This window comes from Deltaproteobacteria bacterium (genome assembly GCA_016210005.1).
Lineage (GTDB): Bacteria > Desulfobacterota > Binatia > HRBIN30 > JACQVA1 > JACQVA1.
On sequence record JACQVA010000027.1, the window covers coordinates 1 to 9,680 of the forward strand.

Genomic DNA, 9,680 nt, shown 5'->3' on the forward strand with positions numbered 1-9,680 from the left:
AAACAACGGCCGGTCGTGGCGGTGTTGGCCGCCGTCGGCGTCGGCTATCTGGTCGCCCGCCTCGTCTCTCGTGGAACGAGGTGAGCGCCATGCGTGATTCGGAGAATTCGAAGGGAAACGGCGCGGCCGGCGGAACCGAGCCGCCGCTCCAAGATCCCCGCTCCATCGGCGACCACGGTCGACAACTCCATCACGATGCGGCGACACTTGCCGCTGAGGTCCGGGGCACGACCGCTGACCTGGAACGCTACCTCACAGATCAGGTGAAGCGGCGGCCCTACCGCACCCTCGGAGTGGCGGCCGGAATTGGTTACGTTCTGGGTGGCGGTCTCAGTTCGCGGTTGACCGTCGTGTTGCTCGGCGCCGCAACGCGGTTGGCTACAGCGCTCGCCGTACGCGAGCTCGGCGCCCGAATGTTGCAGCGCGATTCCACATCGGTTCAGAGCAAGAGCGCCTGAGCGAAACTCGGGAGCAGCAAAGGAGCGATCATGAAGATTGAGGACATCTTGCAAGCCCTTCCATCGAAGGAGGACATCGCAAGTGCGGTCGGTCTGGAGGCGCGGTCCTCCGCGACTGGGGACATGCTGACGGCATTCGGCATCTTCGGCACCGGGATGATCCTGGGCGCAGGGCTAGCCCTGTTGTTCGCACCGAAGGCCGGCCATGAAATCCGCCACGACATCGCCGAGAAGGTCGGCGAGATTGGCGAACATTTGCGCGCGCAAGTGCCACAGCCGGCCACGTCAACCAACGGACCAAACGCCTGAACCTCGGGCACAAAGGAGATCGTTATGTCACTGCTACTGCTGATCGTTCTGTTGCTGATCGTCTTTGGTGGCTTGCCCACCTGGGGGTATCACCAGTACGGGTATGGGCCATCGGGGATCGGCGGCATCGTCCTCGCCGTCGTGCTCATCATGTTCCTGACCGGTCGGCTGAACTTTTAGCGCCTCCGGCCCTCCGTATCGCCGCCTCGCTGTGTGAGCGCAAACTCCCGCGCTCCCACGGTCTCGGCTGATCGTATCATGGTGCACGCTCTCAGCATCGACGTCGAGGACTGGTATCACGACTTCCTGGTCGATCCGCGCACGCCGCGCGCGAGCCGCGTGGAAGCCAACACGCTCGGTGTGCTCGACATCCTGGAGGCGCACGGGGTGAGAGCGACATTCTTCTTCTTGGGTGAAGTTGCGGAGCGCTTCCCGGCGCTCGTACGGCGCGTCGCGGCGGCGGGCAACGAGGTGGGGAGTCACGGGTATCGTCACTATCCGGTGTCGCAGATGACGCGACGTGAGTTCCTTGCCGATGTGGCACGTTCGCAGCGCGCCATCGAAGACGCGATTGGCCGACCAGTGCTCGGGTATCGCGCCCCGTACTTTTCGATCAAAGCCGGGGTGCACTGGCCGATCGATATTCTCAAGGAGTTGGGGGTCCGCTACGACGCCAGCGTGCTGCCGATCGACCGGCCGCCAGGTATGGATCTCGTGTGTGCGCGTAAACCGTTTCAACATGCAAACGGCTTGTGGGAGATTCCGGTGGCGATGCTGCAGTTGCTGACCTTCTTGCATCTCCCGCTGGCCAGCGGCAACGGCTTGCGGTGGCTCCCCAGACGTTTGAGGCGACGCTGGGTGCGGCGCTTCGAGCGCGACATCGGAGCGGGAGTCTTCTACCTGCATCCGTGGGAGTTCGATCCGGGGTCGCCCGTGGCGCCATGCCTCAGTCGCTGGTTCTTGCGCGTCGGCCGTCGTCGTCTGCCCGAGCGCTTCCGCGAGCTGCTTCGCGAGACGCCGTTCGCGCCCATCGTCGAGGTATTTGCGGCTCAACTCGGCGACCCAGCAGTGCCGGCGCTGGTCGGCGGTGCGAGGGCGTGAGATCACTGTCGGGTGGACAGAAATGGCAGAAGTAAATGGTTGATAAGCTCCTCGCTGTGAATGGCGGCACCGGGGCAAGTCTTTTGACTGGTGAATCATGCAGGAGTGGATGGCCCATGACTCTGGCGCTGCCTTCAGATCAGCTCGCGGGAAGTGCGGTGTCTTCCTTCGCCGCTCGGCTGCGGCAGAACCTACGCTTCGACGGACTGTGGTGGCGGAAGCTCGCAGCGCTCGCATGCGGGTACGGCCCGGAGTGGGTGAAGCGATGCTTGCCGGCGCCGACCGCGGCGATGATCTTCTTGCTGGTCCGTCCGAATCGTCGCGGCGCGATCGCCAACATGGCACGCATCGTCGGCACGGCGCGCCGCACCGAGGCCGCGCTGGCGGCGTTGCGCATGTACGCCGAGTTCGCCCGCTGCATGACGGAGACGATGGAGTATTACGGTCCGTCCCCGCCGCCGATCCAGGTGGATCTGCCCGAGCGGGACAACGTCGCCGACGCCTTGCGCGAGGGACATGGGGCGGTGATCGTCACCGGGCACTTCGGCAACTGGGACATCGCCGCGAAGACGTTGCGTGAGCACGGGCGACCGATCAACGTGGTCATGGCGCGCGAGGTAAACGCCACAACCAACCACTACGTCCGCGCGGCGCGCGAACGCGCGGGGGTGCGGGTGATCTACTCCGACACATCGGGCCTTCCCGACCCAGTGGTTCCAGTTCGCCCCATTCTGGCCCGGCGGGGCTGCCGAACGGCAAGGATAACTCCGCCGATGCCCGACCGACCCCGTACCCAGACTCATGATTCGATGCGGCCCGGACTGTGTGCGCCTTCACTCATTCCGTAACAGCGATCGCAGAGCGCGCCGTCATCGAGAACGACGAGGGCGGTAGTGCGAGGGTCGCGGTTGTCTGGAAGCGGGCATGGCCATGCGGGCGACCGGAGGACGAGAGTCGCCCCGTCAAGAGCAAGACCAGAACGATCAGTACGACGATGCCAACGACACCGGTGCTGAATCCGTAGAACATACTAGTGTCCTCCTTGGATACAGAGGGTAGCCGATCCCTGCCGGCAGCGTGAGAGCGTAAGATTACGCGCGTAGAACCATCCGCGTAATACTCCGAGCTTACGGCGTTGCGGCGCCCTATGTACATTACGGACACGCTGATGCGCATCTCGGAACAATCGGTAGGTGCAAATTCACCATCAGCCGGAGGTAGGAATCATGAAACGAGGATTGTTGTGTGCGGCTGTCGCACTGTTAGCCGCGAGTTGTAGCACTGCTCAACCAGTGACATCGGTGGCCGACCAACGTGCCATGCTCGTGGGACCTCAAGGGCCCGAAGGCCCTGCCGGTCCCGCTGGCGCGCCAGGTTCGGTCGGTGCGAAGGGCGCCCCGGGTGCGATCATGGCTGGGCCTGCCGGCGCAGAGGGCCCTGTCGGTCCTGCCGGCGCGCAAGGTCCAGCCGGACCGGCGGGCGCCGCGGGCGCCGTCGTGGTCGGTCGTGCCGGCGTCGCTGGCCCTGCCGGTCCTGCCGGCGCACAAGGTGTAACCGGACAGCCAGGCGCTCAAGGCTCTAGCTTGACCGGCCCTGCCGGCCCTGTAGGCCCTGCCGGCCCCGCCGGCGCGCAGGGGATAGCCGGACAGAAGGGGGTTCAAGGCCCAACCCTAGTGGGCCCGGCCGGTGCCGCTGGCCGTCGGGGTGCCGAAGGCGTGCAAGGCGTAACCGGACAGGCGGGTGCCCAAGGCATCACCACGGCCGGTGTCGCAGGCGCGACTGGTCGTTCGGGCTCTGCAGGCGCCCAAGGCTCAGTCGGAGGAGCGGGTGCACAAGGCCCGGTGGGCGTGATTGACCGCTGGACTTCGTTCAGGGACTTCGAATTCGAGTACGACCGGGCTGACATTCAGGCTTCGGACATGAGCAAGGTCGCCGAGATCGCGGCCTATACGAAGCAGAATCCGTCCATCCAACTCGGAATTGACGGCTCCATGGATCCACGCGGCACTGATCCGCGCAACCAAGAACTGAGCGACCGTCGTGTTGAAGCGGTGCGTAGCGCGCTGATCAAGGCCGGAGTGCGGGCGAGCAGTATCCGGGCGGGCGCGTTCGGCGACACAGAGCTCAGACGCGACCGTCGGGTCGAGGTGCTGCTGATGAGCACCAGCGACGTCAGCACCCGCGACTGACCAGCAAGATCGGGTCTCTATGCTACGCCGGCTGCGCGCGCTGAGGGAGTCTCCTTCGTGCCTTCTACACGAAGGAGACTCTCCGCGTAGTGCGTCGACAACACGCTCGCCCGGCAAACGGTCGGTGCAATGGTGTCGCGATCTGAGCAGGGGCTCGGGTGCGGCACAAGAAGGAGATTGATCATGGTCACACGCATCTCGATTGTCGGCGCCCTGCTGGGCATTCTCATCCTGCCGCTGCACGGCGCTACCGCTGCCGCGACCGTGCCCGAACCGAGGCAGTCGTGTTGTGTTTGGAATCGGAGCAGCAATGCTTGCGTTGCTGTTGCCCGGTTGCACGCTGCCGATCAGTCGGAGGGAGACTCTTCCACCGCCCGTGGTGGCGCCCCAGGTGAAAGAGGAAGTGCCCAACGCTGAGGGGTCCAAGGTAGAGCAGGTCGGAAACGCGTCCTGGTACGGGCCGGCGCAAGACGGGAAAGAGACCGCGAGTGGAGCAACATTCGATCAGAATAAGCTGACCGCGGCACATCCGACATTGCCCCTGGGCAGCAAGGCTGTGGTCACCAACCTGGAGACCGGAAAATCGGTGGAGGTCACGATCAACGACCGCGGTCCTCATGTGAAGGGGCGGAAGATTGATCTCTCGCGCGCCGCAGCCCGACAGATTGGGATGTCGAAGAAAGGCGTGGCGAAGGTCAAGATTGAGGCGAGGCCCCGCCGGCATGCGACCAAGAAGCGGACGGCGAAGAGCCACGAGGCGCCGGTGGCAACGACGAGCACTGATACGCCGGTGCTCTCGCCGCCGTAGTCCTTGTGCGAGAGAGACAGCCGCAAGGCGCAAGGAGATCGAATGAACGACACCAAGAAGGAACTCAGCGGACCTGACCTCGCCAAGGGAGTCGCGCTGTCGAAAGTCGCCGACGGTGCCGAGCAGCAATCATTCCCGGCAAAGGCGGGGATGCCGGAATCGGTCGTGATCGTGGGTGGTGGCGCAGCGGGTAACGCCGCTGCGGAAATGCTCCGGCCGGAGGGCTACGGCGGCCGCATCACCATGCTGAGCGCAGACCCGTCCGTGCCCTGTGATCGCCCCAATCTCTCGAAGGGTTATCTCGCAGGCACGGCGCTCGAGGAGTTCACGGTCCTGCGATCGCCGGGATTCTATCGAGAGCGCGGCATCGAGTTGAAGCTGGGCGCTCGCGTCGCCGCCATCTACACCACGAGCCGGCACGTGCAGCTCGTGGACGGTACCCGCTATGCCTATGATGCGCTGTTGCTCGCCACCGGCGCCGAGCCGGTACGGCTCGATGTGCCTGGCAGGGATCTCCCGCACGTACACTATCTGCGCACGCTGGCTGACAGCCGCGCGCTTGTCGCCAAGGCGCTCGTGTCGCAGCGGGCCGTGGTGATTGGCGCCAGCTTCATCGGACTCGAGGTGGCGGCATCGCTTCGAGCGCGGAACATCGACGTGCACGTGGTCGCGCCGGAAACCGTCCCCATGGAAAAGATCCTGGGACCAGACGTAGGACAATTCATCCGCACGCTCCACGAGCAACACGGAGTGACGTTCCATCTCGGCACGACAGTGGCCTCGATAGATGAGCGCAGCGTCACGTTGCAGAGCGGAGAACACCTGCAGGCTGACCTTGTCGTCGCCGGCGTCAGGGTACGGCCGGCGATCGCATTGGCGGACCAGGCAGGCCTCGCCATCGATCGCGGCATCACGGTGGACGAGCACCTCGAGACGAGCGTCCCGGGCATCTTCGCGGCCGGCGACATTGCGCGCTGGCCGGACCGGCTCACCGGCGAGCGCATCCGTGTCGAGCATTGGGTGGTGGCCGAGCGCCAGGGGCATACCGCGGCGCGCAACATGCTTGGACAGCGAGAGCGGTTTGACGCCGTACCGTTCTTCTGGACCGAGCAGTACGACTTCAGCCTCGCGTATGTGGGTCACGCCCAGCGCTGGGACACGGCCGAGATCGACGGGCAACTTGACGCTGACACGCGTAACTGCGCGATCACGTATCGCCGCGGGGGCAAGAAGCTGGCCGTGGCTTTCGTTCACCGCGATATGGAGAGTCTGCGCGCGGAAGTCGAGTTCGAGAGGACGATCGCCGCAAGAGTGTGACCGAGCTGCGCGATACGCTGAGTCTTGTAGAGGGCACCGCAACTAGGGAGGGTAAGCCATCACGGCGGCAAAATTCAAAGTCGCGGCGATCACGTCCGCTGGATTCGGAGGCCGGGCACGAACGTGGCGACCAGGTTCATGGTCATAAAGTGTGGGGCGAAGCCGCATTCCCATTGGAGCAAACCATTTCCCAGTGTCGATACGCCGCATCTCGAAAAGACATCCCAGGCACGTTAGGCCTGACGAACGCTAATCCCGGCACAGCCATTGCTCTCTAAGGGCCTGCCTAGAACCAGCAGGAAAGACAAGGAGGATTGACCATGGCCAGCGGCAAGTCGGATAGACTGAAGGGACGCGTGAAGGAAGCTGCGGGAGCCCTGACCGGCAATGCGAAGCTGAAGCGGAAGGGTCTGGTCGACCAGGCTGTCGGGAACATCAAGCAGATGGTGGAGGACCTTATTGAGATGGTGGACAACTGTCTCGATTGGGTCAAAGGTTTGTTCGCCTGAGGGTGAGGCTTGGGCCGCGGTCGTGGCGCGGTCGACGGTGGAGCGGCGGTCACCACCGCGCTCGAAGCGCGCGACCGGAAGACGGTCGGCGCATGGTGTCGTTGCCGGAGCAGGTTATTTCTGACTCTTTCGGAGGAAGGAATTCATCATGGCTGGAACTGTGGCGTTTACCCGGGATTGGTTCATGAGCGAGCTGGCGTTGTTCTCCAAAGCCTTTGATCCATTGTCGCGGGCTGACGATGTCGCCGAGTTAGAAAGTAGGCTATCCAGGCTAGAGCAACAGTTGGAAGCCAACAAGGACCACTTTCACGATGATGAGATCGACGCCATTAGGGCATCGTTGGCCGAGCTGAGGGCACAACGGCATCGATGGGAACAACATGTCTAAGCCAGCCCCACGCGTTGTGAAGTGTTCCCGACGGTCGCGAGATCATCCCGGAGCACCTCCGGGTAGTCGTCCCCGCTGTCCATCGCGCATACGGAACATGCCCCGCGGCGTAACCGGCCGACTATCAGGGAATCGGTGTCGATCCGGAAGGGTCGCTGGCCACCCTCCGCCATGATGCGTGTGACAAGCCTGCCGATCCCGCCAGCAGTGTGAGAGCGACGACCATGCGCGTAGAACCACGTGCGTAGTAGTCCGAGCTTACGGTAGCTGCCCTGCCCTTGTACAAGTCAGCAGAGAATCCGCGCCGAAGACGAACCGATCCCTGTGGAGCACGAGAAGCCCGGCGCTTTGGATGACAAGGAGGACAAGATGAATGCGTCAGAGAGATCGCACGCAAGGGAGGAGCGTCCGCTGGACGGCGCGTGGCTGTCGTTTGACCTGCCGGTGATGCTGAAGCGGATCAAGGCGGAGGAAACGTGGCGCTCGAGTAGACGCAACGCCATGACACTGATGAAGAGTCGGGGACAGCGCATTGTGCTGATTGCAATGCACGGCAAGACTGAGATTCCGATGCACCGCGCGGACGGACAGCTCAGCCTCCAGGTGATCCAGGGAAGCCTGCGGGTCCACACCGACGCGCAAGCCATCACGCTGGGAAAAGGGGAATTGCTCGCTCTGCACGCGGAGATTCCGCACGCCATTGAGGCGATGCGCGAGTCGGCCTTCTTGCTCACGCTGTCGACCGAGGCGGCGCATCCGGCGGAACAGTGAGGCGCGCTGCCGCGGTCGGTTCGTCACGGCGATGGATGCCACCCGCTTCAGCGAAGTGGGTCCGTAGGCATGGCCGATGAAGCGACGCGGTAAATCCCAATTGTTATCTCTACGGGTTCTTCTTCTCGCGATGGCCGTGTTCGCCGCGTGCGGCGGGCACGGCGGTAGCGGTCCCGGCACGCCCACCAGCACCCGAACCAACTTCGCTCCAACGCCGACGAATACGCCGCTCCCCACCGGCGTTCCTACCAACACCTCTGGTCCCACGCAGACCCCTACGCCGGACTCGTTGCAAGCGCGCCGGCAGTTCCGTGCGCTCGCAGGAGTCTCCATGCGCGCGTACGGCGCGATGAACCTGGGCGCGAAGCAAGCCGAACTGTTCGGTACGATCGCTGCCCTCAGTGGCCCCATCGATATGCGGCAACTCCTGCGGGACATGGTGAACGACAACCTCGAGGTGAGACCGCAGACGGCTATTCCGACCAATGTCGGCGACGATTTCACCTTCGATCACCAAGCACCCTATCCCGGACGCGACACGCGGCTGTCGATGGTCAAGGACCTGGTCATCGCCTTCGGCAATCCCTTCCTGCAGCATCCGGATCCCTCGCGGCAGTTTATCTGGCGATGGATTCCGAACCGGCAGCCATCCTGCGCGACGATGCGTTTGGGAACTTCACGCTGCCGGCGAACCCGCCTGGGTTCCTCGATGGCGGCGATGCCAACCAAGCTGGCCTGCGCCAGACGAATGAGACGGCAACCCAGCCGGTCGATGTCCTGTTAGTCGCCGGCGGGTCGCTGCCACAGATCGCCAGTGGCGCCACCGGTGTGGATGTCGGCGGGCGGATGCTCGCCGACCTGAACGGCGACGGGATCTACGACGTCGGCGATGGCATCGTCGTGAATCTCTCGGAGCCGTTCGTCGACACGAACGGCAACGGCGTCTTCGATGCCGGCGAGCCGTTCGGTGATTTCGGTCTCGATGGCGTGGCCGGCACCGGCGACTACGGTGAGAACAATGGCCGGTTCGACTACGACCCCGATCGGGCGAACTGGTTGGCCGAAGATCCGTTGACCCGACTGGATGCGCGCTCGAAAACGGACATCGGTACGCAGCGCATCTATATGGACGTCGGCACCCGAGACGAGTTCGGCTTCGCAAAGCACTACGACAATTTCATTGCGATGCTCCAATCCAAAGGACTGACGGTAAGCACTCGGGACACCTTTCCCGCCAACTGCCTCGACATCGCAGAGCTGCCACAACAGTTTCTGCTGCTCCGCTATGTCGGTGGGCACGTCGGCTACCAGCCGAAGGAAAGAACTGACCGTGGAAAAGACCGACTTCGCCGAACAGCGTGAGGACCTCCTGCAAGGGATCGAGCGGGACCGGGAAGAGGTGCGCGTCGCCGTGCACCAGCTCACGGGTGCGGCCGGGTCTACACTCGACGTGAGCGAGCACATCAAGAAGTTCCCGCTGACGTGGGCGATTGACGCATTTCTCGTCGGTGTATGGCTGGGCAGTCGCGGGGCTTCGGTCGGCGCTGCCGGACAAAGGAGACCATGATGACCACAGATCAGATGGCGGAGGAGCCGCCCTTGCCGCGGGGCACGGAGCAGGTGCAACCAGACATCGCGGCAGTCCGCTCCAAGGTGACGGACCTGGAGCAACAGGCCCGCGCACTCATCAAACAACGGCCGGTCGTGGCGGTGTTGGCCGCCGTCGGCGTCGGCTATCTGGTCGCCCGCCTCGTCTCTCGTGGAACGAGGTGAGCGCCATGCGTGATTCGGAGAATTCGAAGGGAAACGGCGCGGCCGGCGGAACCGAGC

Annotated in this window: 15 protein-coding genes; 14 read left to right on the plus strand and 1 reads right to left on the minus strand. The window is 63.9% G+C overall.

Annotated elements, in window-relative coordinates:
* The first annotated feature begins 581 nt into the window (after positions 1-581).
* The 4 genes from HY699_03975 to HY699_03990 all read left to right on the plus strand — a co-directional run bounded on the left by HY699_03975 (position 582) and on the right by HY699_03990 (position 2,716).
* A complete protein-coding gene (locus tag HY699_03975; protein ID MBI4514959.1) occupies positions 582-767 on the plus strand; it encodes a YtxH domain-containing protein in 186 nt (61 codons plus the stop codon).
* A gap of 24 nt (positions 768-791) precedes the next feature.
* Positions 792-947: a DUF3309 domain-containing protein gene (locus HY699_03980; protein MBI4514960.1), complete on the plus strand. Its 156-nt coding sequence runs from the start codon at positions 792-794 to the stop codon at positions 945-947.
* 78 nt (positions 948-1,025) lie between these two features.
* On the plus strand, positions 1,026-1,868 hold the full coding sequence (locus tag HY699_03985; GenBank protein MBI4514961.1) for a polysaccharide deacetylase family protein: 843 nt from the start codon (positions 1,026-1,028) through the stop codon (positions 1,866-1,868).
* Positions 1,869-1,984: 116 nt separating this feature from the next.
* A complete protein-coding gene (locus tag HY699_03990; GenBank protein MBI4514962.1) occupies positions 1,985-2,716 on the plus strand; it encodes a hypothetical protein in 732 nt (243 codons plus the stop codon).
* Here HY699_03990 and HY699_03995 read toward each other — a convergent pair.
* On the minus strand, positions 2,706-2,897 hold the full coding sequence (locus HY699_03995) for a hypothetical protein (GenBank protein ID MBI4514963.1): 192 nt from the start codon (positions 2,895-2,897) through the stop codon (positions 2,706-2,708). The genes HY699_03990 and HY699_03995 overlap by 11 nt on opposite strands.
* A 372-nt stretch (positions 2,898-3,269) precedes the next feature.
* Here HY699_03995 and HY699_04000 point away from each other — a divergent pair, with 372 nt between their 5' ends.
* The 10 genes from HY699_04000 (at position 3,270) to HY699_04045 (ending at position 9,623) form a co-directional block, all read left to right on the plus strand.
* Positions 3,270-3,422, plus strand: coding sequence for a hypothetical protein (locus HY699_04000; GenBank protein MBI4514964.1), 153 nt, complete (start codon positions 3,270-3,272; stop codon positions 3,420-3,422).
* The gene (locus HY699_04005; protein MBI4514965.1) at positions 3,365-4,057 is read left to right on the plus strand and encodes an OmpA family protein; all 693 of its coding nucleotides are present in this window, start codon (positions 3,365-3,367) and stop codon (positions 4,055-4,057) included. Before HY699_04000 ends, HY699_04005 begins: the two co-directional genes overlap by 58 nt.
* 310 nt (positions 4,058-4,367) lie before the next feature.
* On the plus strand, positions 4,368-4,865 hold the full coding sequence (locus HY699_04010; protein MBI4514966.1) for a septal ring lytic transglycosylase RlpA family protein: 498 nt from the start codon (positions 4,368-4,370) through the stop codon (positions 4,863-4,865).
* Positions 4,866-4,907: 42 nt separating this feature from the next.
* Entirely contained in the window at positions 4,908-6,182 is a 1,275-nt protein-coding gene (locus HY699_04015) for an FAD-dependent oxidoreductase (protein ID MBI4514967.1), read from the plus strand.
* Between the two features lie 320 nt (positions 6,183-6,502).
* Complete coding sequence (locus HY699_04020) at positions 6,503-6,691, plus strand: CsbD family protein (protein MBI4514968.1); 189 nt, start codon at positions 6,503-6,505, stop codon at positions 6,689-6,691.
* A 148-nt stretch (positions 6,692-6,839) separates the two neighbouring features.
* Positions 6,840-7,079: a hypothetical protein gene (locus HY699_04025; GenBank protein ID MBI4514969.1), complete on the plus strand. Its 240-nt coding sequence runs from the start codon at positions 6,840-6,842 to the stop codon at positions 7,077-7,079.
* Positions 7,080-7,403: 324 nt separating this feature from the next.
* On the plus strand, positions 7,404-7,850 hold the full coding sequence (locus HY699_04030) for a cupin domain-containing protein (protein MBI4514970.1): 447 nt from the start codon (positions 7,404-7,406) through the stop codon (positions 7,848-7,850).
* Between the two features lie 76 nt (positions 7,851-7,926).
* Positions 7,927-8,634, plus strand: a complete 708-nt coding sequence (locus HY699_04035; protein ID MBI4514971.1) for a hypothetical protein — start codon at positions 7,927-7,929, stop codon at positions 8,632-8,634.
* A 546-nt stretch (positions 8,635-9,180) separates the two neighbouring features.
* Positions 9,181-9,417, plus strand: coding sequence for a hypothetical protein (locus HY699_04040; protein ID MBI4514972.1), 237 nt, complete (start codon positions 9,181-9,183; stop codon positions 9,415-9,417).
* Positions 9,414-9,623 carry a hypothetical protein gene (locus HY699_04045; protein ID MBI4514973.1) on the plus strand — a complete coding sequence of 70 codons (210 nt, stop codon included), beginning with the start codon at positions 9,414-9,416 and terminating at the stop codon, positions 9,621-9,623. Before HY699_04040 ends, HY699_04045 begins: the two co-directional genes overlap by 4 nt.
* Positions 9,624-9,680: the final 57 nt, after the last annotated feature.